Source organism: Companilactobacillus huachuanensis, assembly GCF_005404815.1.
GTDB lineage: Bacteria > Bacillota > Bacilli > Lactobacillales > Lactobacillaceae > Companilactobacillus > Companilactobacillus huachuanensis.
In genome coordinates this window covers 1-25,966 of sequence record NZ_BJDF01000011.1, presented here as the reverse complement: position 1 = coordinate 25,966, position 25,966 = coordinate 1, and the positions used below count along the sequence as shown (strand labels likewise).

At 37.8% G+C, this 25,966-nt stretch carries 20 protein-coding genes; 7 read left to right on the top strand and 13 right to left on the bottom strand.

What is annotated here, in order from left to right:
• Positions 1-16: 16 nt before the first annotated feature.
• The 9 genes from FFM71_RS07540 to sufC form a co-directional block, all read right to left on the bottom strand.
• Positions 17-469 carry a PTS glucose transporter subunit IIA gene (locus FFM71_RS07540; RefSeq protein ID WP_373278798.1) on the bottom strand — a complete coding sequence of 151 codons (453 nt, stop codon included), beginning with the start codon at positions 467-469 and terminating at the stop codon, positions 17-19.
• 13 nt (positions 470-482) lie between these two features.
• The gene (locus FFM71_RS07535; RefSeq protein ID WP_137611564.1) at positions 483-1,901 is read right to left on the bottom strand and encodes a PTS transporter subunit EIIC; all 1,419 of its coding nucleotides are present in this window, start codon (positions 1,899-1,901) and stop codon (positions 483-485) included.
• 12 nt (positions 1,902-1,913) lie between these two features.
• Positions 1,914-2,690 carry a carbohydrate deacetylase gene (locus FFM71_RS07530; RefSeq protein WP_137611563.1) on the bottom strand — a complete coding sequence of 259 codons (777 nt, stop codon included), beginning with the start codon at positions 2,688-2,690 and terminating at the stop codon, positions 1,914-1,916.
• An 86-nt stretch (positions 2,691-2,776) separates the two neighbouring features.
• The gene (locus tag FFM71_RS07525) at positions 2,777-3,613 is read right to left on the bottom strand and encodes a PRD domain-containing protein (RefSeq protein WP_137611562.1); all 837 of its coding nucleotides are present in this window, start codon (positions 3,611-3,613) and stop codon (positions 2,777-2,779) included.
• Between the two features lie 436 nt (positions 3,614-4,049).
• Positions 4,050-5,441 carry a Fe-S cluster assembly protein SufB gene (sufB, locus tag FFM71_RS07520; RefSeq protein ID WP_171000506.1) on the bottom strand — a complete coding sequence of 464 codons (1,392 nt, stop codon included), beginning with the start codon at positions 5,439-5,441 and terminating at the stop codon, positions 4,050-4,052.
• A complete protein-coding gene (gene sufU / locus FFM71_RS07515; RefSeq protein WP_137611560.1) occupies positions 5,434-5,880 on the bottom strand; it encodes a Fe-S cluster assembly sulfur transfer protein SufU in 447 nt (148 codons plus the stop codon). The genes sufB and sufU overlap by 8 nt, the downstream gene beginning before the upstream one ends.
• A complete protein-coding gene (locus FFM71_RS07510) occupies positions 5,877-7,106 on the bottom strand; it encodes an aminotransferase class V-fold PLP-dependent enzyme (protein WP_137611559.1) in 1,230 nt (409 codons plus the stop codon). The genes sufU and FFM71_RS07510 overlap by 4 nt, the downstream gene beginning before the upstream one ends.
• The gene (gene sufD / locus FFM71_RS07505; protein WP_137611558.1) at positions 7,075-8,265 is read right to left on the bottom strand and encodes a Fe-S cluster assembly protein SufD; all 1,191 of its coding nucleotides are present in this window, start codon (positions 8,263-8,265) and stop codon (positions 7,075-7,077) included. Before sufD ends, FFM71_RS07510 begins: the two co-directional genes overlap by 32 nt.
• Before the next feature lie 11 nt (positions 8,266-8,276).
• Positions 8,277-9,071: a Fe-S cluster assembly ATPase SufC gene (gene sufC / locus FFM71_RS07500; RefSeq protein ID WP_137611557.1), complete on the bottom strand. Its 795-nt coding sequence runs from the start codon at positions 9,069-9,071 to the stop codon at positions 8,277-8,279.
• A 209-nt stretch (positions 9,072-9,280) separates the two neighbouring features.
• Here sufC and FFM71_RS07495 point away from each other — a divergent pair, with 209 nt between their 5' ends.
• Entirely contained in the window at positions 9,281-13,066 is a 3,786-nt protein-coding gene (locus FFM71_RS07495; protein WP_137611556.1) for a Cna B-type domain-containing protein, read from the top strand.
• 403 nt (positions 13,067-13,469) lie between these two features.
• Here the strand turns inward: FFM71_RS07495 and FFM71_RS07490 are convergent, their stop codons facing one another.
• Entirely contained in the window at positions 13,470-14,351 is an 882-nt protein-coding gene (locus FFM71_RS07490) for a helix-turn-helix domain-containing protein (RefSeq protein ID WP_137611555.1), read from the bottom strand.
• A 344-nt stretch (positions 14,352-14,695) separates the two neighbouring features.
• On the opposite strand from FFM71_RS07490, the gene FFM71_RS07485 reads away from it, so the two are divergent.
• Positions 14,696-16,114, top strand: coding sequence for an amino acid permease (locus FFM71_RS07485; RefSeq protein WP_137611554.1), 1,419 nt, complete (start codon positions 14,696-14,698; stop codon positions 16,112-16,114).
• A 348-nt stretch (positions 16,115-16,462) separates the two neighbouring features.
• Here FFM71_RS07485 and FFM71_RS07480 read toward each other — a convergent pair whose 3' ends face one another.
• Positions 16,463-17,110 (bottom strand): nitroreductase family protein, encoded by a 648-nt coding sequence (locus FFM71_RS07480; RefSeq protein WP_137611553.1) that lies wholly within the window; start codon positions 17,108-17,110, stop codon positions 16,463-16,465.
• Positions 17,111-17,531: 421 nt separating this feature from the next.
• Between FFM71_RS07480 and FFM71_RS07475 the strand changes: the two genes are divergently transcribed.
• On the top strand, positions 17,532-17,918 hold the full coding sequence (locus FFM71_RS07475; RefSeq protein ID WP_137611552.1) for a YxeA family protein: 387 nt from the start codon (positions 17,532-17,534) through the stop codon (positions 17,916-17,918).
• A gap of 279 nt (positions 17,919-18,197) precedes the next feature.
• Here FFM71_RS07475 and FFM71_RS07470 read toward each other — a convergent pair whose 3' ends face one another.
• The gene (locus FFM71_RS07470; RefSeq protein ID WP_137611551.1) at positions 18,198-19,613 is read right to left on the bottom strand and encodes an NAD-dependent succinate-semialdehyde dehydrogenase; all 1,416 of its coding nucleotides are present in this window, start codon (positions 19,611-19,613) and stop codon (positions 18,198-18,200) included.
• 411 nt (positions 19,614-20,024) lie between these two features.
• Between FFM71_RS07470 and FFM71_RS07465 the strand changes: the two genes are divergently transcribed.
• Positions 20,025-20,963 (top strand): AEC family transporter, encoded by a 939-nt coding sequence (locus FFM71_RS07465; protein WP_137611550.1) that lies wholly within the window; start codon positions 20,025-20,027, stop codon positions 20,961-20,963.
• A 247-nt stretch (positions 20,964-21,210) separates the two neighbouring features.
• Here FFM71_RS07465 and FFM71_RS07460 read toward each other — a convergent pair whose 3' ends face one another.
• Positions 21,211-22,374, bottom strand: coding sequence for a MalY/PatB family protein (locus tag FFM71_RS07460; protein WP_137611549.1), 1,164 nt, complete (start codon positions 22,372-22,374; stop codon positions 21,211-21,213).
• A gap of 413 nt (positions 22,375-22,787) precedes the next feature.
• On the opposite strand from FFM71_RS07460, the gene FFM71_RS07455 reads away from it, so the two are divergent.
• The 3 genes from FFM71_RS07455 (at position 22,788) to FFM71_RS07445 (ending at position 25,942) form a co-directional block, all read left to right on the top strand.
• Positions 22,788-24,176: an amino acid permease gene (locus tag FFM71_RS07455; RefSeq protein WP_137611548.1), complete on the top strand. Its 1,389-nt coding sequence runs from the start codon at positions 22,788-22,790 to the stop codon at positions 24,174-24,176.
• A gap of 253 nt (positions 24,177-24,429) precedes the next feature.
• On the top strand, positions 24,430-24,630 hold the full coding sequence (locus FFM71_RS07450; protein WP_137611547.1) for a cold-shock protein: 201 nt from the start codon (positions 24,430-24,432) through the stop codon (positions 24,628-24,630).
• Between the two features lie 277 nt (positions 24,631-24,907).
• The gene (locus tag FFM71_RS07445) at positions 24,908-25,942 is read left to right on the top strand and encodes a hypothetical protein (protein WP_137611546.1); all 1,035 of its coding nucleotides are present in this window, start codon (positions 24,908-24,910) and stop codon (positions 25,940-25,942) included.
• The last annotated feature ends 24 nt before the right edge of the window (positions 25,943-25,966 follow it).

Here is a 25,966-nt window from a genome sequence, read left to right as displayed (position 1 = left end):
ACCCTAGATTTTATATTTAAAATTTGAATGCAATATCTTCAATTGATCCACTATCATTGGCATTTACACTGCCTTTTTGCACTTCTGGTAAAACAACCATAACGGCGCTATCCTTATTTTTTTCAGTTAACATTGGCAGATTCATTTGGGCCATCAATTGATTTTCATTCACCGTATCGCCTGCTTTAACGAATAATTCAAACGGTGCTCCCTTGAGATCAACTGTATCAAGTCCCATGTGGACTAATATAGTGACGTTTTTATTACTTTTAATGGTTATAGCGTGCAAAGTTGGAAAAATACTCTCAATTTTGCCATCGACTGGCGAGTATATCTTGCCATCATGATCTGTAACGGCATATCCTACACCCATCATGTTCGTTGAGAATACTTCGTCATTTACATCTGATAAAGGAATGATTTTACCATTAGCGACAGATTTTAAAGTCTTCTTTCTTTGAAATAACATCAGTCTTCCTCCACTATTCAGAATCGAGTAATTTTCCAAATTCGGCCATGACGTAAGTTACTTCCAGACCAACGACGACTTGGAAATTGTTTTCTGTAGGTTTAATAATTCCACTGACTCCCATTTGCTTGATTTTTTGCTCATCGACAATGGATGGATCTTTTACTTCAACACGTAAACGAGTGTTACAACTGTAGGCTTCTTCAATGTTTTCTTTACCACCGAAGGCTTGGAGCATCTTCTTAGCTGTATATTCATAATTCTTACTACCCATTGAAAGATTTTCTTCGTCAGCTGTTGCTTCTTCACCGTAATCCTGGACTTCTTCACGACCCATCGTTGGGATACTCTTCCACTTAATTAGATAGTAGAAAGTGAAGTAATACAGTGCGAAGAACGCGACACCAATCGGCAAAATAAGAATCGGGTTGGTTGCAATTTTAAAGTTTATCAAGTAATCAATAATACTGGATCCAAAGGTAAATCCTATCTTGATATTAAACAACGCACATATAAATCCGGCCAACCCTGCGTAAATGGCATGGATAACATAAAGCATTGGTGAGATAAACATAAATGTGAATTCAACTGGTTCAGTAATACCGGCAACAAATGATGTTGTAGCGCCACTTCCCATGATACCTTTGACTTCATCTTTTCTGTCTTTGTAAGCGGCGTTATAGATTGCCAAACAGATAGCTGGAACACCGAACATCATGATGACGAAAAATCCTGAGAGGAACAATCCGGCTTTAGGATCTCCGTTGATAAAGCGAGTAATTTCACCGTGGAAAACTTGACCATTTGGTGCAGTATATTTACCCATATCATAGTAAACATAAGTATTCATAACGTGATGTAACCCGAATGGAATCAAGAGTCGGTTCAAGAACATGAAGATTCCGACACCAATTGCGCCCATTCCCATTAATAATTTAGCAAATTGATCAATTCCGGCTTGAATAACTGGCCAGATGTAACCGAAGATAAATGCTGCAATCGTTTGAAATACCAAAACCATGGTTAATGGAAATTTCTCTCCTCCAAAGTAAGAGAAGACCATTGGTAATTTCTGATTCTTAAAACGGTTGTACGTCCAAGCAGCAATCAAACCAGAAATAATACCACCAAAGATTCCCATATCGATAGTTTTATCAATAATTAACAATCCTTGTTTTAAAGTAATGATTGCCAGAAATCCAGTCATCGCTGGAATCCCCTTGTCCTTGGCCTTTGCAAATCCAATTGCGACACCAATCGCAAACAGAATATCTAAGTTTCCAAAGACCGCATTACCAGCTGCCATCAGGATTGGTACATTCAACATATCTGGAGCAGCTAATCTCAAAATCAAACCGGCTAATGGTAGGGCTGCTACGGGAAGTAACATTGCCCGACCTAGGTTTTGTAGTCCCTTTTTAAATCCACCCATTGTCTTTTCCTCCTAATTGAAAACATCTCCATAATTAACTAATTCAATATCAGCGTCTCTTTTCACAGTCTTAGCAAAATCGGAATTTATCATGAATTCGACTTGGTTAACTCGTGGAACCGTAAAACTGGAACCATTCTTCAACGTTTGATCGATATAAGCGGTATGGCACATAACTTCACTTGTTTCATCACTACGTAATTGGTCTAATAATTCCTGAATTTGTTGTTCTCTAGTGCGATTCGTTTGCCACTTGCTTTGGTCCTCTTCACCAACATCATCAAAGTATGGTTCGAAGTAATCCACGTGGCCGACTTCGTTATGACGCTCAAAATTACATCTCACCGGCAAATCATATTTATGAGCCAACTCAATTACAACTTCCTGATTTTTTCCAAATGAATGTGTGTGATGATGGCTATCTAGGTGTGTGGGAACAATTCCAGCACGATAAACTTTTTGAATTTGTGCATTCCATTCTTGGTACAACTGATCCCAATCAATCTGGAAATCATCATCATGATAAAAACTCAATTTCTTAAAATGACCGTTATCATCAGTCAGCGTATCAACATTCTTTAATAGTGGATCCCCACAGGTTAGTGTTAAATGAACTCCAACACCTAAATTAGGTAAACTCTTTTTAAAATTCACAGCTTGTTCAAATCCGGGCATGTTGGCCATCAATGTTGTTGAAGTTAAAATTCCTTCTTGATAGGCATCAACAATTCCATGATTGACGCCACGACTATATCCAAAATCATCTGAATTAAAAATTACTTTTCCCATTTATGAATTCCTCCTATAAAAAAAGACCTCATTGAGTACACAAAAATGGTTCTGTGTATTCGATGAGGTCACGCCCGACTTAACGGTTACGCCCTGATATTATTATTTATTCGCATTAAATGTATTGCTAGGTACATCCGTTCACTATCATTAGTTTCTAAATCATATTTGGTATCTACTAATTCGGCAATTCTTGTTGCTAATAAGTACTCTTTACTCTTCTTAAATGAGTCGTTGAAAAATGATAAGTCATTATCTTGCGTCGATTCATGGTAAATCAATCTTTGAACTAAAAATCGAATGTGTATCATCAAGCGATTATATAAAAATGTATTCTTATCTAATCCCTTATAACCATTCTTATCAAGATAATTCAGAATATATTTAGTAACCTCCATAATCTTAAGGCTATTAAAACTATTCTTTTCTCCAAGCTCTGCATTAACAATATGCATTGTGATAAATCCAATTTCATTATCAGCCAAGTTCGTATGATATTTCTTATTAATTAAATCAACCACACCGGCGGCTGTCTTGAATTCATCAGGATATAGCATTTTCATTTCCGGAAGCATAATTGCAGCAACATTCTCATCATCGGCTTGTCTCTGAATTGCAAAATAAATGTGATCAGTTAGAGCAATGTATATATTAGAATCCAATGGTTTTGAAATATGTTTTGAAATATAATTAATGACTTCTTCCGAAAACTCAATATATTCCATTGGGATTTGATTAACCATTTCGCTAAACATTTTGGTTTTTTCTTTCGAATCGAGAATAAAAACCTTCTCGGCGTTTACTTCATCGAAAGAATCATCGGGCTTAGCTGAGAAACCAATTCCCTTGCCTAGAGCAATTTTTTCGGTCCCATTATCGTTTATTAAAATAGCATTATGGTTAATTTTTTTTATTACTCTCATTTACCCAATACTCTTTCCTTTAACAATATTTCGAACAAATTTACTCGATAAGCTCACCTGCCTTTATCAGAACAAATAAAAAACGACCCAAGAATAGTTACTACAACTCTTCCCAGGTCGTGCCTAATTTAATAGTAACACCCTTTGACTTCGTCCATAATCTATCATGTTTATGTAAGCGTTGTCAATCATTTTATTCTAAATATTTTTATATATTTTATTTTTTTGATTATTACCATCATTAAAAAAATGAATTAGTTGGAAGAGATGAGAGTATTCATTTGCAGCGAAAGTGGCGTCAGTGCTTTAAATTACACCACCGGGCGTGTTGAAGCCTCGCAAAACCAACGAGTCTTCAACCGAGGTTCGAGACCGTACTTTGGCTTGAACCGTTCCGCGCAGCAATTGAATACTCTCAGCTCTGGAAACGGAATTTTTAGCCAATCGAGCCTTCCATCTCATAACTGATCAGACGATTTAATTCCACTGCATATTCCATTGGTAATTTCTTAGTGAAGGGCTCAACAAAGCCCATAACAATCATTTCTGTGGCCTTTGCTTCTGAAATTCCTCGACTCATTAAGTAATACAACTGTTCTTCTGAAATCTTGGAAACTCGAGCTTCATGTTCCATTGAAACGTTGGCATTATCAATTTCATTATACGGAATTGTATCAGATGATGACTCATTATCCATAATGATAGTATCGCATTCAACATGTGCCTTTGAGCCATCAGAATGTTTTCCAAAACGAACTGTGCCACGATAATCAACGGATCCGCCTGTTTGAGCAATTGATTTAGAAACAATTGAACTGGAAGTATTCTTGGCGTTATGAATCATTCTTGCTCCGGAATCTTGATGGATTCCGTTACTGGCAACGGCAATTGATAACATTGTTCCACGAGCATTCTCACCATTCAAATACACACTTGGGTATTTCATCGTTACCTTAGAACCAAGATTACCATCGACCCATTCCATTGTTGCATTTTCATCAGCGGCTGCTCGCTTTGTCTCCAAGCTATACACATTATCTGACCAATTTTGAATCGTTGTATAACGGCAATACGCATCTTTTTTGACGTTTACTTCAACCACAGCAGCATGCAAACTATCAGATGAATAGTTGGGAGCTGTACAACCCTCGACATAATCAACTTTGGCACCTTCATCTACAATGATTAATGTCCGCTCAAATTGTCCCGAATTTTCAGAATTCAAACGGAAATACGATTGAATTGGAATGTCACAACGGACTCCTTTGGGTACATAAATAAACGATCCACCTGACCAAACAGCCGCATTCAAAGCCGCAAATTTATTGTCACTAGGCTTAACCAATTTTCCAAACCATTGCTTGAACAGTTCCGGATATTCCTTCAAAGCAGTATCTGTATCAGTAAATATAATACCTAATTTTTCAAACTCGGTCCGCATATTGTGGTAGACCACTTCAGATTCATATTGTGCTGATGAACCAGCCAGATATTTTCTCTCGGCTTCAGGTACACCCAATCGGTCAAAAGTCTGCTTCATCTTATCTGGAACATCATTCCAATCACGATATTTTTTATCGGTCATTTTTTGGTAATAGTACATATTTTCCAAATCTAATTTCGATAAGTCCGGGCCAAAATCTGGCAGTGATAACTTCTTATAAAGTGCATATGATTTCAAACGATAATCTAACATCCACTGAGGTTCTTGTTTTTCAGCCGAAATTTGACGAACTATTTCTTCGGTTAATCCACGACCTGTAGAATATTTTGGCTCAATATCATCATGAAAACCATATTCGTAATCTGAATTATTTAAATCAATCATCGACATTTTCTCCTAATGATTTTCTTAAGGCCCACCAACAGAGTGTGGCACATTTAATTCTGGCTGGAAACTGCATGACACTGGACAAAATTGCTGCATCACCTAGTTTTTTCAAATCAGCAGCGGAGCGTTTTTGGCCCATGACCATTTCAGAAAATATCTGTGCCATTTCCAAACCATCTTCAGTTGTTTTTCCCAATACAACATCCGTCATCATACTGGCTGATGATTGACTGATCGTGCATCCTTCACCAGTAAAGCCGATGTCAGCAATTTTCCCATCAACTAGATTGAGTTCCAAATTGATGACATCACCACAAGTAGGGTTTTTTAAAGTCACTTTACTTGTTGCCTGTTTTAAATTTTTTTTGTGATGCGGATGTTCTGAATGGTCCAATATCACTTCACGGTATAAACTATTTAATCCTGACAAACTCATACTTTAAAGAACTCCTTTGCATCTTGAATGGCATAAATCAACTGATCGACGTCGTCAACGGTATTATAAATATAAAAACTAGCTCTAGCAGTGGCCACAACATTCAAATATTTCATCAGTGGCTGGGCACAATGATGTCCCGCTCTGACCGCTACGCCGTCCATATCTAATGCTGTTGCCAAGTCATGAGGATGAAGCCCCTTTAAATTAAATGATATAACGCCGTTATGTAACTTAGGACTATGCGGACCATAGACTGTTATTTCAGGAATATTTAATAATTTCGGCAATGCATATTCAACTAATTTTTGTTCATAATTAGCAATATTTTGCATGCCAATTTCAGTCAAATAGTCGATTGCTTTTCCTAATCCAATTGCTCCCGCAACATTTTGAGTACCTGCCTCAAACTTCCAAGGAATATCAGCCCAGGTGCTTTGATATTTTTCAACAAAGTTGATCATCTCGCCACCATACTGATATGGGGACATTTTGTTTAACAAGTTATTTTTACCGTAAAGAACTCCTATGCCCATGGGTCCTAACATCTTATGTCCTGAAAAAGCATAGAAATCGGCATCCAAAGCTTGTACATCTACTGGCTGATTGGGAACTGCTTGAGCTCCATCGATTACCATAACGGCGTTGTGGATATGTGCAATTTGTGCCATTTTTTTAATATCATTGGTCACTCCCAGAACATTACTGACATGAGCAATGGCTACGACTTTAGTTTTATCAGTTATTTTTTTTTGAGCATCGTCCATATCCAGCCGACCATCATTTGTTAATTCAATATATTTCAATATGGCATGCTTTCGTAAGGCCAATTGTTGCCATGGAATTAAATTACTGTGATGTTCCATATATGAAACGACGATCTCGTCACCAGCGGAAATATTTTCTTCACCATATGTTGACGCTACTAGGTTCAAACTATCAGTAGTTCCTTGGGTGAAGATGATTTCTCGGCTTTCTTTGGCATTGATAAATCGTTGCACTTTGCCTCGTGCAGCTTCATATTCTTCAGTCGCACGCTCACCCAATGTATGGACACTCCGATGGGTGTTGGCATTGTCATTTTGGTAATAGCGAACTATTTCGTCAATCACTGCTTGGGGTTTTTGACTTGTAGCGGCGTTATCCAAATATACTAGACGTTCATTATTAATTTTTTGATTCAGAATTGGAAAATCATTTCGAATTTTCAGAAACTTGCTGTCCATTTTCCAGCTTCCTCTCGATTGTTTGGATTAATTGTTCACGAATTTGTTTTGACGGAATTGAGACGAGTACATCTCCCAAAAAGCCTCGAATCACCAGGCGTTGGGCAGTTTTCTTATCAATCCCACGACTCATTAAATAATACAGTTGTTTTTGATCAACTTGACCAACACTAGCCGCATGACCTGCTATCACATCATTTTCATCAATTAATAAGATTGGATTAGCATCCCCATGAGCCTTGCTAGACATCATTAAAACACGATTTTGTTGCTCAGCATTCGACCCTGACGCACCGTTAATAATATGTCCAATTCCGTTAAAAATAAGTCGTGAACGATCCATGATGACACCGCGTTGATTGATATGACCAATTGAATGTTTGCCATAATTAGTTACCCGCGTATTAATACCTTGTTGCTGACGACCAGATGTAATATCAACCACTTTAATTTCAGAATGCGAACCTTCACCATACAGATCAGTATCAAAGTCAGCGATAGTATTACCACTGTTCATCATCCCAATCGACCAATCCACGTAAGCATTTTGACCCACGTAGGCACGACGACTTAAATAGGAAGTAACATTCTCGCCCAATTCATCCACCGCCGCATATTTAATATTACTGTTGGCTTGAGCAACTATCTCCACAATACAATTAGCAATTGCAGACTGATCACCTGTTGTAGTCATTTTTTGAATAAATGAAAATTGCGTATTCTCTTCTGCCACAATCAAAATATGAGAAATAAAAGGTGCCTGAGAATTTTGCTCTAAATTAATCTCAATTGGATCCTCAATCACCGTATTTTTGGGCACATAGAGAAATATCCCTTGATTCATAAACGCTGTGTGATAGGCTGTAAACTTATTTTCATCTGGTTTAATAACCTTTTGCATATAATATTTTTGTAATAATTCTGGATATTCATTAATTGCATCAAAAATATCAGTTAATACGAAATTTTGATTAGGCTGCAAAGATGTCCTAATTTTTTGAGAAACATCTGGAGTCATTTGCCAATTATGAAAATCAAACCTCTGAATTTCTGGCAGTGGCAATTCGTCCATCACATCCAAAGCCATTCGTCTCTTTTGAACAAACCACTCAGGTTCATTGTTTTCAGTAGCGATTTGTACTAATTTGTCCGGCGTCATAACGCTGCCTCCTAATCCTCATCAACCAATTTTACATCAAGTCCAAGTTCATCCCTTAAACCAGCGTAACCTTCTTTTTCCAACTTCAACGCAAGGTCAGCTGGACCATTTTTAACGATTCGGCCACCCATCATTACATGGACGACATCGGGTTGAATGTAGTTTAAAAGCCGTTGGTAGTGAGTAATAATCAATGCTCCAAAATTATCACCGCGCATTGAGTTAACGCCCTTGGAAACAACTTTAAGCGCATCAATATCTAAACCTGAATCAATTTCATCAAGTAGTGCAAAATTAGGTTTGATCATCAATAATTGGAGGATTTCATTACGCTTCTTTTCACCACCAGAAAAGCCCTCATTTAAATATCTTTCGGTCATTTTTTGACTCATATCTAAGAGTTCCAGATTCTTGTCCAATTCTTTGAGAAAATCCATTACTGAAATTTTGTCATTTTCGGGACGACGAGCGTTGATAGCAGCACGCAAGAATTCAGCATTAGTTACACCTTGGATTTCAGCAGGATATTGCATTGCTAAGAATAATCCCTTACGAGCTCGCTCATCGACAGGCATTTCCAGAATACTTTCACCATTCAATAAAATATCGCCTTCAGTAACGTGGTAGTTGGATTGTCCCATGATTGTTTGTGACAAAGTTGATTTACCAGTACCATTAGGACCCATGATGGCATGGATTTCACCAGTCTTCATTTCAAGATTAACGCCTTTTAGAATTTCTTTTTTTGTCTTTCGTTCTTCGTCTTCAATTTCAACGTGTAAATTCTTAACTTCAAGTGTGGCCATGTTTTCCTCCAAATTGTGCAGATATAGTAATTATAGCTTATAAAAGAAAGGTTGAAAGTTTAATCGAATATGCCATTTCCATAATAGTATGATTTTATTAAATTTCATTATCAATATATTTATATTTGTTAATACGAGTAGTAATATTAATGGTATATACGGATTTAAGTAAGTATTCATGAATTACTGAACTAGGGGGAAAAATAAATATGTTTAAAAAGGGAAATAGCATATTTAGTCTACTGATCATAATCCTGTCTGTTTTTATGACCAGCTCAAGTAGCATTGTCAAAGCAGCAGATTCCACCACGAGTACGGCTTCGGGTCCAAATTGGGGAGATTCATTAATAACTTCTGTTCAGTTACAAGATTTGGATGGTAATAAATTAACTACTTTCGATCAAAATCAATCAATGAAAGCTTATTGGGAATTCTCAAATAAATTAAATGGCACTAATCAAGTTATTCACGCTGGTGACACAATGGTCGTTACCGTTCCGAAAGAACTTGCTTTAAGTAATGCCGATACAGCTAATGTTTATCAAAAAGGGAGTTCCACTGTTATCGGGACTGACGTTTTGGATCCTCAAACCAGGACAATTACGATAACTTTCAACGACACAGCCGAGAGTCTTTCAAAAGGAGACTCCCCTCTTATAGGGTCATTTTGGGTCAACCGAGTTTCTTGGGACGCCAATACTGACTTCAGCAAGGACATCGTATTGGATTGGACCAGTCAAGGAACGGCTAGTAATCCAGATTCCAATTCAACTGGTACCGTCAGTGTAAAACCATCATTGCCTGATAATAAAGAAGTTCTTTACAAATATGGTGGTTTTGACGGGAATATCATCCACTGGACTGTCAGAATTAACTATAAAGAAGCATCGATTCCTGACGCCATTTATAAAGATACTATCGGTCCTAATCAAAAATTATTAAATGATTCTGACCACCCAATTGTTGCTTATCCTACATCCTTCGATAAAACGACGGGCGTAAGGACAGATGACAAAGAAACTAACATGTTAAAGGGCTTAGAAACAACTGACCAAGGTTTCACTGCTAAATTCGGTGACATTAATCAAACCATAATAATTAATTATGATACACAAATTACTAATACTGACAATTTATCAGATTCATATGGTAATACTGGAGATTTGATTTCTAAAACAACTGAAATTCAAAGTATACCTGTCAATCTTTCAACCAATAAATTGGGTAGTGACGCAGGAGCCAGTAGCGCTATTACTTCAATAGTTGGTACAAAATTATGGGATCTTCCTAGTGTACTACCTACTGGAATTAACAAACCTACATCGGTAACTATCGATTTATTGGCCAATTCCATAAAAACGGACCAGTCTCAAACAGTTTCAGATGACAATAACTGGACGTATAGTTTCTACAATCTTCCAAAGTACGACGCTAATGGTAATGAAATCAACTATACCGTTCAAGAAGATGCAACTACAGCACCTGGATTCACGGGTACTGTGAATATTCCAGATCCAACACAGAGCACAACTCTACAAAATATAATTAATACTTTAACTCCTGATAAAACTAAATTTACCGTTAAAAAGGTTTGGAATGATGGCAAGGCTCAAGATGATCACGATCCTATCACAGTGAGCGCATTTACTGGAAATCATAAAGTTCCAAGTGATTATTCTAGTTCAGCAACTAATTCGGCAAAATTATCGAAGGAAAATGGATGGACATATACCTTCGAAAATCTACCAGAATTAACCTCACCCGACAGATGGTACGTATCCGAATCAGATATACCCTCAAACTACATTTCATCTGACAGTTACAACTACAATAATAATTACGATAAAGTTGTTACCAATACCCTTGCTACTAGTTTAACCGTCAACAAAGTCTGGGACGACGGCGATAATAAAGATGTCACGGATCCTACTTCTGTTCAAATTCAGCTGTATCAGAATGACAATAATCAAGGCGATCAGGCCCTTGGCGACCCAGTAACTTTGAATTCTGAAAATAACTGGACATACAAATTTGGTGCTAATGATTCCGCAGATACATCTAGTAAAACTAATCAGCTTCCAAAATATGACGCAGATGGTAATGAAATAACTTACTCCGCAAAAGAAGTGGATACTGTCGACGGATATACCCCATCAATCACATATAACGATGACAAAACGACAGAAACCATCACAAATACACACGATTCAACGACTACGCCAACTGACGATACGCGAGACTTCACCGTTAACAAGGTTTGGTCTGATACCGACAGTTCCAAGCGTCCTAGTTCAATCACAGTGCATTTAACAGCTAACGGTACTCAGACTGGTGATCCAGTAACTATCAAGCCTGATACTAATGGCAAATGGTCTTACACTTGGACTGGTTTAGCTAAGAACGATGCTGCTGGCAAAGCTATTCAATACTCAGCTAATGAAGATGATGTTACCGGTTATGCCAAAAACATTGATGTTGATCAAACTGACACTTCCGCGACAATCACTAATACGGCCAACACAACACCAACTGACAATCAGACGAATTTCCAAGTATCTAAAATTTGGAACGACAACAATAGTGCTAACCGTCCTACTTCAGTCCAAGTTCAATTAAAAGCTAACGGTGTAAATAGTGGGTCACCAGTAACTTTGAATAAGGATAATGGTTGGACATACAATTGGGATAAACTTGATAAGACTGCAAATGACAAAGATATTGCATATACAGTCTCTGAAATAAATCCTCCCGCAGGTTACACACCGACTATCGCATATTCAAATGCGACAACAGCTACGATCACCAATACATTACCAAATTCCGGTGGCAATACTGGTGATACAACAACCAATTTGAATGTCACCAAAATTTGGAGCGACAGCAATAATAAAGATAATCTTCGTCCTACTTCAGTCACAGTTAACTTATTAAAAGATGGTAATAAAGTTGATTCAGCCGTTTTAAATTCCGATAACAACTGGAACCACGACTTTACTGGACTTGATAAGACTGCTAAATATACTATCACAGAAGATAAAGTCGCTAACTACACAACAAACATTGATTCAACTAATGCAACTAATGTGCAAATCATCAATACGCATACACCTTCAACGACAACTCCAACTGATGACAAAACTAACTTGAATGTTACTAAAACTTGGAGCGACAATAATAACAAAGATGGCCTTCGTCCTAATCAAGTTACCGTTCATCTCTTTAAAGATGGTAAAGAAATCAATTCAGCCGTTTTAAACGCTAATAACAGTTGGAACTATAACTTTACCGGACTCGACAAAGAATCAACTTACAGCGTTTCTGAGGACACAGTTGCCAACTACGCATCTAACATTGATAAAACCGATGCAACTGACGTGAAAATCACCAATACACACACGCCAAGCACAACAACAGACGATAAAACTAATCTAACCGTTAATAAACTTTGGAATGACAACAATAACAAAGACAACCTTCGTCCTAGCCAAGTAACTATTCATCTATTAAGGGATGGTGTAGTAACTGGTCAAGCGGTTCAATTGAATTCACTCAATGCTTGGTCATACACTTGGAATAATTTGGACAAGAACGGCAAATACAGTATTAAAGAAAATAACGTTTCTGGCTATACTACCTCTCAGTCAGCAAATGGCGGCGTTATAACGATAACTAATACTCATACACCAAAGACACCGGAAAATCCTGATAACCCTGGCAATCCATTTACTCCCGGAAATCCTGATGGTAATAACGGCAACAACGGTGGTACTGGAGACCAAGTAAATACAGGTAACGGTGGTGGCGGTTCTAACACAACTACCAACTTCACATCTGGCAATCCAATGGTTCCATCCGTTCCTTATCAAAAGACTAATACTTCAAATGGCCTTTTGCCTCAGACCGGTTCCAAAGATGCCAATATTCTTTATTCAATTTTAGGAGTATTGATTCTAGGATTAATTTCAATCTTTGAATTAAAACGTAAAAGAGTTTAGATAAATTACGACAAAACAAAATGATAGAAAGCTTCCGATTAAGGGATGCTTTCTATCATTTTTATTTTCAAAACTGAAGGTTGAAAAATTAATATAACCATTGTTGTTAAAGGCCTAGAGCTAATTTATTTAAATAATCAGAAGTCTTTTTTTCTACTGCCATTAAAAAAATAAACTAGTTGGAAGAGCTGAGAGTATTCATTTGCAGCGAAAGTGGCGTTATTGCTTCAGCAATTACACCACCGGACGTGTTGAAGCCTCGCGGGTTTTGCGAGGCTTCAACCGAGGCTCGAGACCGCTTCCCAGGCTCGGGCCGTTCCGCGCAGCAATTGAATACTCTCAGCTCTGGAAACGGCATACTTACCTAAATAGCTCAATATTTAGAATAATCGGATTAACCATCCTAATTACTTTCTTCATACTGTTTACGTAATGCATTAATTCTCAATTCAACCACTTCATTGCGATTGATCTTGGCAAAGGCAGCGGCTTCTGTTAATAGTCCTAAAACTTCTTCAGATGATTTTCCCTGACCAATAGCAATCTTGGCAGCCAACAACTTCAACCGAGGCAAGTAGTAAGTCATGTGTTCTTCAGCACACAACTTAATCCCGCGATTAACTAGGTCTGTCCCCTTGTCAAAATCATTGACCTTAATATAGAAGGAAGCTGTAAAAAAGATAACAGTCAATAAACGTAAATAGTCATTCACTGTGTTTTTAGGATAGGTTTCATTTGCATGTAATTTAATAAAGTTCCAAGCTTTTTCAAAATAGAAATCAGCTTCTTTAATTTGATTGAGTCGAGAATAAAAGGTTCCCAAGCCAATATAAGCGATATACGAATAAATTGTCTGATGTTTTTCGTCTAAATCGTCCAAAATCTGTGAAAAGTAGAAAAACATCTCTTCAGGTTTCCCATTAGTTAGTGCTGTAAACAAGCCTTTTTGGTAGTAGTACTGGAGTTTCAAGGTCGGATTGTTGATTGTATTAACATCAATTTCACTCAAACCTTGAGCCACTTCAGGATAACTTTCCATCATAAATTTCTTTTCGATCTGCTCTAAAACTCGACGCATATGAGTCGTGGAATCAGTCGAGTTTTTATAAAGATCATCAACCGAAAGCCCCAGACGTTCACAAAGTTTATTCAAGATATTCAATGAAGGTACACGACCATTATTCTCAAATTTGCTCAAGGTCGATTGCGTACAAATACCCTCGCACAGCTTTACCTGTGACATTTTTAATGACTTTCTCCGCTCAATAAAAATATTAATATCCATAGTTTTGTCCTCGCTACATCTTCAAATCCAGTAGATAAATTATGCGGAATAAAAGGTAAAGCTTTGCCTTTATATCCCGCATAATTATTAAGATTCAAAGAGCCTCTCTACTATTATCCTATATTATCTAATTTATATGTTGATTTGTAAATATATATAAACAAATTTATATTGAATCACAAAATAAAAATATTTATCTAGAATATTAAGCATTTAACTTTACATCTAACTTTTTCATAATAATATGAAAAAACATATGACATTTTCACAGGACTGCGTTATCATATAATCCATGTTATTAATACAAGTGTTCATGAAACGTGAACAAAGAGGGCGGTTTATATATGGCTAAGGAAAAACTGAGTCGCAGTTTATCTTCAAGACAAATGCAAATGATTGCTTTGGGCGGAACCATTGGGGTTGGTCTTTTCATGGGATCTGCATCTACGATCAAGTGGACCGGTCCTTCAGTCTTATTGGCATATGCCTTGGCTGGGTTGATCCTATACATGGTCATGCGCGCTTTAGGCGAAATGCTTTACGTTGACCCTGCTACTGGTTCATTTGCCAAGTATGCGACTGAATATCTGCATCCTGTAGTTGGATATTTAACAGCTTGGAGCAATGTTTTTCAATACTTAGTCGTTGGTATCAGTGAAGTTATCGCCGTCGGAACTTACCTCGAGTTTTGGTTTCCTACGATGCCAAAATGGATTGCCGGGGTCGTCGTAGTCGTTACGCTTTGCCTAGCCAACTTAACTTCTGTCAAAGCCTATGGTGAATTAGAATTCTGGTTTGCCTTAATTAAGGTTCTTACAATTATTATGATGATCATCTTAGGGTTCTTCGTTATCGTCTTTGGTGTTGGTAATGGCGGTCATCCCGTTGGAATCAGTAATCTCTGGACAAACGGTGGTTTCTTCACAGGTGGTCTCAAAGGTTTCGTCTTTGCACTTTCAATCGTTGTCGCCTCGTATCAAGGTATCGAAGTTATCGGGGTTACAGCGGGTGAAGCTGAAAATCCTCAAGAAAATATCGTTAGAGCCATCCGTTCAATCGTTGGTAGAATCTTAATTTTCTATATCGGAGCGATTTTCGTTATCGTTGCTATCTATCCATGGGACAAATTAGGCACTATTGGTTCCCCATTCGTTGAAACATTTTCTAAAGTTGGAATTACCTTTGCGGCTGAAATCATTAACTTCGTTATGTTGACAGCTGCCATGTCCGGCTGTAACTCAGGTATTTTCAGCTCTAGTAGAATGCTTTACACACTTGGTTTGGAAAAACATTTACCTAAATCTTTCGTAAAACTTTCAAAGCACAATGTTCCATACATCCCTGTGTTGGCCATTTCAATTGGTATTTTATTAGGATTAATTTTGAACTATACCTTGCCACTATTCCTTCACACATCAAGCAACATCTTCGTTATCGTATACAGCTCCAGTGTCTTGCCAGGTATGGTGCCATGGTTCGTAATCCTCTTGAGTGAGCTGCGTTTCAGAAAAATCAATCATGAAATGATGAAAACTCATCCATTCAAAATGCCATTCTATCCAACGAGTAATTACCTCGCAATTATTTCACTATTAATTATCTTAGTGTTTATGTTCTTAAATCCTGAAACAACCGTTTCATTGATGGTCGGAGTCGTCTTTTTAGTCGTTATGACGATAATCTACTTCGTCAAAGAACGTAATAAAGTTCCAGTTACAAAATCTATTGAATCCACAGAAATAGATGATGAAGAATTGGATTAAAGCTGGCCGTCTCCAGGTCTGAGAATATTCACCTGCTATGCGGACCGGTTCGAGCCTGAGAAGCGGTCTCAAACCTCGGTTTGAAGCCTTTCCATAGACCGGAAAGTCTCCAAACTCGCCCGGTGGTGTAAGAGCTAAAGCTCTAACGCCACACCCACAACTGGTGAATATTCTCAGACCTTCCGACTAATTGAATTATAAATAAATTAACAACGCCAAAGCTATGCCATCACTCCACATTAAAATAGGCTTCATCCAGAATTGCTTAATTTCTGAATGAAGCCTATTTTTCATATAAACATTTATAAATTCAATACAATATTGAAAACATCAAAAAAACTGAAAAGCCTAAATAAATTCACTGACATCTTTAACGTCATAACGAACTGATTTAGTAAATGTACCTTCTGGTTTACCAATAGCGACTGCTGTAATGGGTATATAACGGTCACTATCCAAGTCAAATGCTGCGGCAACTTTATCGAAGAAATAACCAGACATTGGATTGGCTTCATATCCGTGAGCTCTTGCAATCAATAACAATTGCATAGCGGCCATACTTCCGTCGATCGTAGCATCTTTTTCCAAGAAACTTCTGTCAGCATGTTCGTATAATGGCAAGAATGTCTTGAATACTTTGTCACGTTCTTCTGGTGTGATTTGTCCATTTTCACAGGCTTTATTCCAAACGTCACGATACTTTAGGTGTGATTGTGTATCACCCAAAACGAAGATAACTGCGGATGCGCTGTCAATCTGTGGATAGTTGAATGGCATCACAACTGAATGAGCTTTTTCCTTACCCTTAGCGTCATCACAGACAACAAAATGCCATGACTGTAAATTACATGCTGAAGGAGCCGTGATTGCTTCCTTGAGCATCTCAGTGATCTCTTCACGTGGAATAACTACATCACTCTTAAAATTACGATATGAGTGGCGATTTAACATAATATCTTCAAAATCATTATTTACTAACTTTTTTGTCTCGTCCATAAACATTTCTCCCATCACAATTATTAGTACTTTAATTATACCGCGTAATCGCTTTCAGATGAAATAACTCCAAGCTGATTAAATTTCTTGCCTAGAGTTAATTTATTTAAATAATCAGGAGTTTTGTTTTATTATTCCTTTCATTAAAAAGAACAACAAGTTGGAAGAGCTGAGAGTATTCATTTGCAGCGAAAGTGGCGTTAGAGCTTCAGTTCTTACATCACCGGGCGTGTTGGAGACCGTACTTTGGCCCAGTCCGTTCCGCGCAGCAAATGAATACTCTCAGCTCTATAAACGGCATACTTAATTAAACCTTCAACCTTTAGTTTCTTACCCTTACGTAATTGTAAGTAAACTGTTAGAAAATCAAATGTGAAAAAAACAGTCGCCATTTTACACTATTATCAAGAGGTGGTTAACTATGAGAAAATTATTACATTCAATATTACTAACAATATCAATTGTCGGAATCGTCTATGTCGGAGCATGCGTATATACGAAGGATAAGACCGATGATTTTTCTTCAGCACTTGGACAATATAATTTTTTGGTCAAGAAGCAACCTTACTACGTTAAGATCGACAATGCCAAAGGTCGTGATGAAGATGGTTATGGCAACTATGATTACACACTCACAAGTTACGACAAGAACGGCAACGAGCATCCCATAAAATTCACTGGTATGGGCAAATTGAAACAAGGGCATTTTCTAGAAGTAACGGCAAAAGGTGCTTACGTTTATACATACCGAGAAGTATTCGAAAAAGATATGTCTAACGATGTTTACAATAAATTATCAGCACAGTAAAAAAGCGAATTACCAGTATTTGGTAGTCCGCTTTTTCAATTTTATATCATATTTGAGTTGTTTAATATTAAAACCAAAGTTATTAAATTTACATTAGCCTCTGGTGGCGAGGTATGGAGACCGCTGTGAAATTGTTGTTAGACCGGCGGTCTTCCGGCCTTACAACAAGGACGTCTTTTGAGACGCGATTTTCGGCTCAAAAGCGAGGCGCGAGACCTTGGCTCGCGCCGGTCCCATAGCGGTACTCCATACCTCGCCACCAGAGGCGGCTCTCTTAGTTTATTTAAAAACTGCCAACCCACCGGCTGGATTGTTCCAATCGGGTTCTTGAGCTGTAACAACTAACTTCTCATTAGTAAAGGCAGTCAAACCTAATTGACTCATTTCACGTCCATAACCTGAACCTTTAACACCACCGAATGGCAACTCAGGTAATGAAACAAGGAATGAATTTACGAAGACCATACCCGTTTCAATCTTTTCGGCAACAGCCTTACCATGTTGGGAATCAGCTGAGACGACAATGCCACCTAAACCTAGTTCAGAGTTATTAGCTAAGTCAATAGCTTCTTGATCAGAACTGACTTTGAATACTTGGGCAACTGGTCCAAACATTTCATCATAGAATTCTGGATTATCGGGAGCAATGTCCGTCAAAATCGTTGGTTGAATAAATTGACCGGGCAAATCGATCGGTTGATTGCCATAGTAAACTTTGGCGCCACCAGCGACAGCTTTATCAATTTGACCTTGCAACTTCTCCTTAGCACGCTTGGAATTCATTGGAGCAATCGTCGTCTTAGGATCCATTGGATCACCAGGAACTAATTTTTCGAAATTAGCCTTGAGCTTCTTCAAAAATTCATCGTACAAATTGTCGGCAACGATGAATCTCTTGTCTGAAGTACATACTTGACCAGCATTATAAATCCGGACACGCCAAGCCAAATCAACTGCTTTATCAACGTCAGCGTCTGACAAAACAACGAAGGCATCTGAACCACCAAGTTCCATCGAATTCTTCTTCAAACTCTTAGCAGCTGTTTCGGCAACTGATTGACCACCACGCTTGGACCCAGTCAAGGCAACCCCTTGAACACGAGGATCGGCAATGATGTCAGCTACTTGGTCATAGCTAGCAAATAAGTTTGTCAAACTTCCCTCTGGAGCGCCAGCATCTTTAACGATTTTTTCAAATGCTGCAGCTGAACCTGGAGTATTCGAAGCGTGCTTCAATATCATAGGATTTCCGACCATAAAGTTAGGGGCGAAGACACGCATAATTTGATAATATGGGAAATTCCATGGTTCAACCATCATCAAAATACCTGTTGCTTGATGTAAAATTTCAGCATCACCAGTATTACGACTGCTTAGTGGAGTTGGCTTTAACATTTCAGCACCGTTGTCAGCATAATAGTCAGCAATGATGGCACAGAGTTCAACTTCACCCTTGGATTCAGCGTAAAGTTTACCCATGTCAGTTGTCGCAATTTTTGCCAATTCATCCTCGTTCTCACGCAAACGGTCAGCAATTTCGTGCAAAATCACAGCTCGACTATTAACAGGTTCATCGCGCCACTTCTTATATAGTGAATTTCCAGTGCTCAATGCTGCTTCAATTTCCGTAGATGTAGCATCGGGATAAGACTTAACTAGTTCATTTGTATATGGATTGACTGTTTTATATGCCATAATCAATTCCTCCTATTTAATAAAACTATCTAAGGGGTTGAAAGTATGCCGTTTCCAGAGCTGAGAGTATTCAATTACTGCAAATGAATACTCTCAGCTCTTCCAACTAATTTATTGATAAGAACAATAAATTAGAGATTTTTGCTTATTAAAAAAATTAACTCCAGGTCTTAAAAACAAGGGTTATATTAATTTTTAATCTTTCACCTTTAGACAAAACCATAAAACATGGTCTTCATTTATAGTTCCATTGTAGGACAGCGATTACATTTTACAAGAATTTAGACTCGACCACTTTTTAAATTGGACCGTACCTATTATGAAAATACTTAAGAAGTCCGAACCTTTTTCAAAATTTTTCAAAAAAGTGTAACATAAGACATATACATAAATGTGAAGGGTGTTTTTCAAATGGGCGTATTCTTTTCCAGTATTCAAGGGATTCTTATAATCATCGGTTTAATTGCAGTTGGCTACGGCCTCAGTGCGCTTGGTTGGTTTTCTGAAAATTCAACTAGACTAATCGCTAAATTGGTTACCCAAGTTGCCTTGCCAACATATATGATTTCGACCATTACCAAAGATTTTACGGCCGCCAAATTGATCAAACTGTTACCCGACTTGGCAATTCCTGTCATTTCAATGACCATTTTGATTTTTATTTCGATTCTCCTGATTAAAATACTCAAAATTGACCCTAAGCATAAAGGACTCTTTGCTTCAATGTTCTTCAATTCCAATACTGTTTTCGTTGGTCTCCCTGTCAACATGGCTCTCTTTGGGGAAAAAAGTTTACCTTACGTCCTCGTTTATTACATGGCTAACACCACATTTTTCTGGACACTAGGAACCTATCTAATTCAAATGGATGGAGAAATTAAAGGACATTTCAAGCTCAAAACGACACTCAAAAAAGTATTCTCACCACCATTATTGGGATTCATCATAGGTTTAATTTTAGTAATGCTCCATATTCAACTGCCAAGCTTCTTAATGTCTGACTTTGAATACTTGGGAAATCTGACTATTCCACTATCAATGATTTTTATCGGTATTTCAATCTACAGCGCCGGGCTCAAGAATATTTCCTTTCACAAAGATAATGTGGCAATACTTTTCGGAAGATTTATCTGTGCACCTTTGTTGATGGCAGCGTTGTTCCTGTTCATACCCGCCACACCATTGATGAGACAAGTCTTCATCGTTCAAGCAGCAATGCCCGTTATGACGAATGCCCCCGTTGTTGCCAAGCTTTATCATGCGGATTCAAATTACGCAGCAATAATGGTTACCGAAACTACTTTGCTTAGTTTGATTGTTGTTCCAATTATTATGGTTTTGATCAAATAGTAATGTGAGACAAAACATGTTAACGTTCGAGCAATAAATCAAAGAGACACTGCAATCCGACTTTGGATTACAGTGTCTCTTTGATTTATGTGCTAAAGGTTGAAAAGTAAAAAATTAAACTAGTTGGAAGAGCTGAGAGTATTCATTTGTAGCGAGGTTCGGGACCGCACTTTGGCTCGGTCCGTTCCTCGCACCATGTGAATACTCTCAGCTCTGGAAACGGCATACTTAACTAAACTTTCAACCTTTAGTTAACGAATTTATTAATGCCTTTTCTCAATCTTTCTACACCGTCTTCAACATTGCATCTAGGTGTAGCCAAATTCATTCTCAAGAAGCAGTTCCCATTACCACGATACTTCGTACCTTCGGCCAAATACAATCCTGTTTCATCTCGCAAGTATTGATTAAAATCATCTGACCTATCAGTTAACTTACGGCAATCGATCCAGGCCAAATATGTTGATTCAGCGGGGATAACTTTGATTTCTGGGATATTGTCTTGAACGAACTTTTCCAAAAATTCCCGATTTCCCTGAATATAGTCACGTAGTTCATGAAGCCACTCATGACCCTCAGTATAGGCAGCAATTGAAGCGTCAATTGCCAAAATACCTGGTTCATTCAAACCATCGACAGAAACAGCTCTCTCAGCTCTTTGGCGTAATTGTGCATCTGGAATAATCATCGTTGCAGCATGTAAAATTGCCAGATTAAAGGTTTTACTTGGTGATACCAAAGAAATACTGTTGGCAATCACATTACTATCCAATGAAGCGAACGGAATATAATCATGCCCAGGCATTGTTAAATCACCATGAATCTCATCTGAAATTATCAAAACCTGATGTTTAATAGCCATCTGACCAATTTTAGTCAGCGTAGCTTTATCCCATATCTGACCGCTAGGATTGTGGGGATTGCAGACAATCATAGCGCTAGTTTGGGGATCAAGCATCTTTGTTTCTAAGTCTTTCCAATCAATGTTGTACTTGCCATTTTTGTAAGTCAATTCACTATTCAGGATATGACGACCATTATTTTCAATCGTTTTGAAAAATGAATTATAGTTGGGCTCTTGAATCAAAATATTGTCCCCAACGTCAGTCAAGTGGCGCAAAATTGAACCAATCGTTGGCATGATTCCATTACTGAAAACTAACCAGTCTATCTCAGGTTCAAAATTATGCTCCGTTTTATACCAACTAGCGACCGCTTGGTAATAGGATTCTGGAACAAATTGATAACCAAAAATTCCACGATCAACATCTTTATGCATGGCATCCATAATAGCTGGTGCCGTCTGAATATCCATATCAGCGACCCACATTGGCAACTCATGTTCCTTAACATTCCATTTAAAAGAATTAGCGCTTCGACGATCATTTATTTTATCAAAATTAAATTGCATTGGTCTCACTCCTTCTTCATTTACCCAAATGGTATCACTAAACTCCTAAAATTGTCGTCCATCTGTCATTGACACATCATCGCCTTTTACCGTTATAACGCCACGTGTGACATGAACTATTATTATTTTCATTCTAAATTTCCAATCAGCAATTATTAAAATGTCCTACCAATTCATGTAATTAATAATTTTATATTAATGAAATAATCATATTCATATGTTCAAAAGTTCAGCAATTATTGAAAACACAAAAAGACCTGGTATCCAAATTAAAAGAAAACAACACCTCCTTAGCACTTTTTCACAACATAATTCACTTACATTAAATTAATACTAATTACATTAGGTAAAACTGTAAATTTAATACCTAACATGTCATAATGAAATGTACATTAGTCAGGGGGATTCAATTTATGCCATCGCTGTTTCGCAAAAAAGATATTGTTAATGATCTACTGCATGAACAAACCAGTTTAGCACGGACTTTAACAGCTAAAGACCTTGTTATCATGGGTGTCGGTGTTATTGTCGGCTCTGGTATTTTTATCACGCCCGGAATTATTGCTGCAAATTATGCTGGACCCGGGGTTATTTTAACGTATCTTCTAGCAGCATTAGTCTGTATTGGAGCCGCTTTTTGTTACTCTGAATTCTCCTCAACTATTCCTTTAGCAGGTAGTGCCTACACCTACTCTTACTCAGTCTATGGCGAAATCATCGCATGGATCGTTGGTTGGTCACTGATTTCTGAATACCTCTTTGCGGCATCATCTACCGCCGTAAGTTGGTCAGCCTATTTTAGAAACCTCATTGCCGGCTTCGGAATTCATTTACCAAAAGTTCTGCAATCCGCCGCAGGTACTGTCGGAAACCCTGAAGGTCGTTTTGACATCGTTGCGTTCATTATCGTTTTAATCGCTACAACGTTACTTTTACAAGGCCTGAATGAATCGATGAAAGTTAACACCATCATGGTTTATATCAAAATATTTGTTATTTTATTATTCGTCGCTGTAACAGTCTTCTATGTTAAACCAAAGAATTACAACCCATTCCTTCCTTTCGGTATTGGTGGAATTGGTCGTGGTGCGGCAGTCGCATTTTATGCCTTCTTAGGATTTGATACGGTATCTTCGGCTAGTGAAGAGGTCAAGAATCCCAAAAGAAACATGCCAATTGGAATCATTGCATCACTTTTAATTGTCGCTATCCTCTACAGTTTAGTTTCATTAGTATTAGTCGGAGCGGTTAACTATAAACAACTAAACGTTGCCGATCCCGTTTCACACGCCCTCAACTTGTTAAATCTTAATTGGATCTCAGGTATTGTTTCACTCGGAGCCATTATGGGAATGACCACCGTTTTGCTGGTCGTTATCTATGGTGGAACACGTTTGATTTTTTCACTCAGTCGAGATGGACTTTTACCAAGTCAATTTAAAAATTTGAACAAACAAGGTGTTCCTATTAGAAGCACCTTTCTAGTCGGGTTAGTTGCTGCAACAGTCGCTGCCGTAATCCCGATTGAAAAAATCACTGAACTAGTTAATATCGGTACTCTTTTGGCCTTCGCCGTAACATCAATCGGTGTTATCTCCCTGCGCCACAGTAAAAATACTCGAGATTTGAAACCGGCCTTTCGTGTTCCGTTATATCCAATCTTTCCAATCGTTTCATTTGCGGCCTGTGTCTACTTAATGACACAATTACAATCATTCACTTGGAAAATGTACGCTGGTTGGACTGCAATTGGACTTATTATTTACTTCAGTTACGGATACAAGCATAGTAACGAAAAATAAATATATTTCAAAAAATGTCTAGAAACCGTGATTTACCGGGCAAATACCATGGCGTTTTAACTTTTAATTACGTCAAAGAAAAAAGAAATTGCATTAATTATTAAAAAGGGGTTCCATTTTCTAGAAAAAAAGAGCATAATGCAACTATTGTATTGAAGTTAGTAAGAGACTTAATTTTTCTTTTGAATGGTTACTTTCTGAATTGGCTTAAAATGCAAAAAATTTGCGCAAGAAGCGCTGGAGGTTCTCATTCATGGAACAAGGTACAGTTAAATGGTTTAACGCTGATAAAGGTTTTGGTTTTATTACTCGCGAAGATGGTAGTGACGTTTTTGCTCACTTCTCAGCTATCCAAGGTGACGGATTCAAGACTTTGGACGAAGGCCAACACGTAACATTCGACGTTGAAGACGGCGACCGTGGACCACAAGCTACTAACATCGTTAAAAACTAATTAGTAGTCTATAAAAAAGAAAGTCACAGAGATACAGAGATGTGGCTTTTTTTTGTGCTCTTTTTTAATATCTTTTTAAAAAGATTATCCTTCTTAATAAAATTATTTACATTTACTCCATTACAACATGTTAGAAAGTTAAATAATTATAAAAAAATACTGTTTTAGTAAAATATTTTTACCAAAAATGAAATATATTTTTTTATCTTAATACTATAATTTAGCGGTATGCCTATAGGCATTTCCTATTTAATTATGAGGATAGAGGGTAAAAATTATGAGGTTTCAACAGTTAAAACGCGACCCTAATTCGGTCATGAGAAAAAAATTAGTTAAGTCTAAAAAGGCATGGGTTGTGGTAAGCAGCCTTTCAATTGCCGGAGGAATGTTACTAATGACAGCACCTAGTTACGTCGCTAAGGCCGATGCAACTACTGCTTCAACAGTTTCAACAAGCCTAACAAGCGCCACACCTTCCAGTACGGGGACTACTTCGTCGGACAGCTCAAACACTGCCTCAACAACCTCAGCCCCAACTACATCTACTGATAGTACTTCTAAAGCTGCTACTGAAACTACTACACCATCTGTAGTGGAAAACAATACTGGAAACAAGGACACTACTGATGCTACTACAGCTAACACAAGCGATGTAGCTTCAACGGCAAAGGAAGATACTACTGTAGAAAGCGCACCTGTTTCGGCAACTTCCGAAACTCCAGTTACTGCAGATACAACTAATACTGCTATTAAAGCGGCCACTGCCGTAGATGAAACTACTCCTGTCACTGATAATTCCGTCGCAAAGACAACGGACGCAGCTTCAGAATCTAATCCAGTAACTACCGCTGATAATACTACTGATGCTACAGACGCTACGGCCACTGTAGATGCACCGACACTTACAAATTATAAATTAATGGCTGTGACTCCTGCAGCCGCCACTTTATCTGCCGATGTTTTAGCTGCTGATGCTGTTGTAGCTCCTGTAACCCCAGTTGCTGAAGCTGTTGCAGTTACAACAAATACTGGTAATGGTTGGAATTACGATTCAACAAGTACAACACTTAACATTACTGGCCAACTAGATGAAGGCAACGGCACTGATACTGATCGTTGGGGTGGCAACACAGGCGATATCACTACCATAAATATAGCGCCTACCACAGGAACTACAGTCACGGCTCCAACGAATTCATCGTATTTATTTGCTAATATGACAAACCTCACAACCATCGAGGCTGCTGAAAAAGTCCATAAGATATTTATAATGTTTTTTAAGCATCCAGTTATGGGTGCTTTTTTGATATAATCCACTTAATGAGGTAGATGACTA

Coding starts and splice junctions, on each gene's coding strand:
- FFM71_RS07540 (WP_373278798.1), bottom strand. CDS start 469: ATGTTATTTCAAAGAAAGAAGACTTTAAAATCTGTCGCTAATGGTAAA.
- FFM71_RS07535 (WP_137611564.1), bottom strand. CDS start 1,901: ATGGGTGGATTTAAAAAGGGACTACAAAACCTAGGTCGGGCAATGTTA.
- FFM71_RS07530 (WP_137611563.1), bottom strand. CDS start 2,690: ATGGGAAAAGTAATTTTTAATTCAGATGATTTTGGATATAGTCGTGGC.
- FFM71_RS07525 (WP_137611562.1), bottom strand. CDS start 3,613: ATGAGAGTAATAAAAAAAATTAACCATAATGCTATTTTAATAAACGAT.
- sufB (WP_171000506.1), bottom strand. CDS start 5,441: ATGATTGATTTAAATAATTCAGATTACGAATATGGTTTTCATGATGAT.
- sufU (WP_137611560.1), bottom strand. CDS start 5,880: ATGAGTTTGTCAGGATTAAATAGTTTATACCGTGAAGTGATATTGGAC.
- FFM71_RS07510 (WP_137611559.1), bottom strand. CDS start 7,106: ATGGACAGCAAGTTTCTGAAAATTCGAAATGATTTTCCAATTCTGAAT.
- sufD (WP_137611558.1), bottom strand. CDS start 8,265: ATGACGCCGGACAAATTAGTACAAATCGCTACTGAAAACAATGAACCT.
- sufC (WP_137611557.1), bottom strand. CDS start 9,071: ATGGCCACACTTGAAGTTAAGAATTTACACGTTGAAATTGAAGACGAA.
- FFM71_RS07495 (WP_137611556.1), top strand. CDS start 9,281: ATGTTTAAAAAGGGAAATAGCATATTTAGTCTACTGATCATAATCCTG.
- FFM71_RS07490 (WP_137611555.1), bottom strand. CDS start 14,351: ATGGATATTAATATTTTTATTGAGCGGAGAAAGTCATTAAAAATGTCA.
- FFM71_RS07485 (WP_137611554.1), top strand. CDS start 14,696: ATGGCTAAGGAAAAACTGAGTCGCAGTTTATCTTCAAGACAAATGCAA.
- FFM71_RS07480 (WP_137611553.1), bottom strand. CDS start 17,110: ATGGACGAGACAAAAAAGTTAGTAAATAATGATTTTGAAGATATTATG.
- FFM71_RS07475 (WP_137611552.1), top strand. CDS start 17,532: ATGAGAAAATTATTACATTCAATATTACTAACAATATCAATTGTCGGA.
- FFM71_RS07470 (WP_137611551.1), bottom strand. CDS start 19,613: ATGGCATATAAAACAGTCAATCCATATACAAATGAACTAGTTAAGTCT.
- FFM71_RS07465 (WP_137611550.1), top strand. CDS start 20,025: ATGGGCGTATTCTTTTCCAGTATTCAAGGGATTCTTATAATCATCGGT.
- FFM71_RS07460 (WP_137611549.1), bottom strand. CDS start 22,374: ATGCAATTTAATTTTGATAAAATAAATGATCGTCGAAGCGCTAATTCT.
- FFM71_RS07455 (WP_137611548.1), top strand. CDS start 22,788: ATGCCATCGCTGTTTCGCAAAAAAGATATTGTTAATGATCTACTGCAT.
- FFM71_RS07450 (WP_137611547.1), top strand. CDS start 24,430: ATGGAACAAGGTACAGTTAAATGGTTTAACGCTGATAAAGGTTTTGGT.
- FFM71_RS07445 (WP_137611546.1), top strand. CDS start 24,908: ATGAGGTTTCAACAGTTAAAACGCGACCCTAATTCGGTCATGAGAAAA.